Consider the following 1,144-nt stretch of genomic DNA (forward strand, 5'->3'; position numbering starts at 1 on the left):
GATTCCTTCACTTACAAGAAACTTCATGTGAGGAGATGTGAACCCTGCCCTCCCTCGGGTGTCGAACGCGACGGTTCGGGAACACTCGCGCTCTTGGCTCCTGAGAGATCCACGTCTCGTGGGCTGCGGCGCTCGGAGTCGCGCAAGAGGGCGCAGAAGCTCTCTTTTCGATGGCGCGGGGAATCGGCTGAATCGATCCGGGATTCGAGTTCCGCCACTTGTATAAATCGATCTGATCGATCGTTCCACGAGCCGTCACCGAGCGAGGGAAAGGTCGCCTGCGCACAAGGAAAATCGAGATCCTCGGTGCGGAGGCATGCCCGGCCGTCCCGCAGCCGGGCACGCCCACGACCGTCGCCTCGCCCTTCGACCAGCCGCGCCCGGCCCGGCACGCAGACCCACTGACCTTCTCGACGCGCGTTCGTCGCCTGTACGACTTCCGGTCGCACGCGAACGCCCCCGCAGGCGGGCTGGCCTACCCGTCGTGCGGTCATGGTGCCTCCCCGCGTTCCACGCCGCCGAGGCACCGGGTGAGCATGAGGACGGTGGTCGGGCCGTTCGGCCGGACCACCGTCCTCGCGTGCTGGAGTTGTTGCCGCCGCCGGGTGTCAGAAGTCGAACAGATGCGTGACCCGGGACCGTGCCACACAGCTGTTGGCGAACGTCTGCTCGTACGAGACTCGGGTGCCCTTCCACACGCCGTCAGCTGTGACGGTGACGGGAGCGTAGATCTTCGGGCAGATGCGCCCCGAGTCGTCGTTCAGCGTGAGCGCGGGCTGGCCGTGGGCGCGTTCCAGGTCCGCACAAGCGGCCTTGGCGTCCGGGTGGGTTCCGCCGGCGGTCGGCGTGCAGGTGAGGGTGGCGGCCCGTTCGATGGTCGCTGTCGCCGCGCTCTCGCCCTGACCGACCGTCAGCACCATTGCGGACGGCGAGTACAGGCTGTGGGGCTCACTCGCCGCGGCGGGGCCGACCGTCAGAGCGACGAGGCCGGCAACTGTCCCCGCTATGCAGGCGATCTTGGCTGCTGATCGACGCATCGGAGTCTCCTTCTTCTCGACTACGGAACCTGCAGCGTTGCTCAGGCGCCCGAGAACCTCACATCGATGACCCTCACTTCGGACATCGGCGACGGGGACAATTGACC

Annotated in this window: 1 protein-coding gene; it reads right to left on the reverse strand. The window is 66.7% G+C overall.

From position 1 onward, the window contains the following. Window positions 1–608 precede the first annotated feature (608 nt). Window positions 609–1,037, reverse strand: a complete 429-nt coding sequence (locus tag AB0D12_RS41350; RefSeq protein WP_362695273.1) for a subtilase-type protease inhibitor — start codon at window positions 1,035–1,037, stop codon at window positions 609–611. Window positions 1,038–1,144 lie beyond the last annotated feature (107 nt).

The organism is Streptomyces sp. NPDC048479 (genome assembly GCF_040651435.1).
Lineage (GTDB): Bacteria > Actinomycetota > Actinomycetes > Streptomycetales > Streptomycetaceae > Streptomyces.

Bases quoted from the DNA above. Each gene is read 5' to 3' on its own strand.
- AB0D12_RS41350 (WP_362695273.1), bottom strand. From the start codon at position 1,037: ATGCGTCGATCAGCAGCCAAGATCGCCTGCATAGCGGGGACAGTTGCC.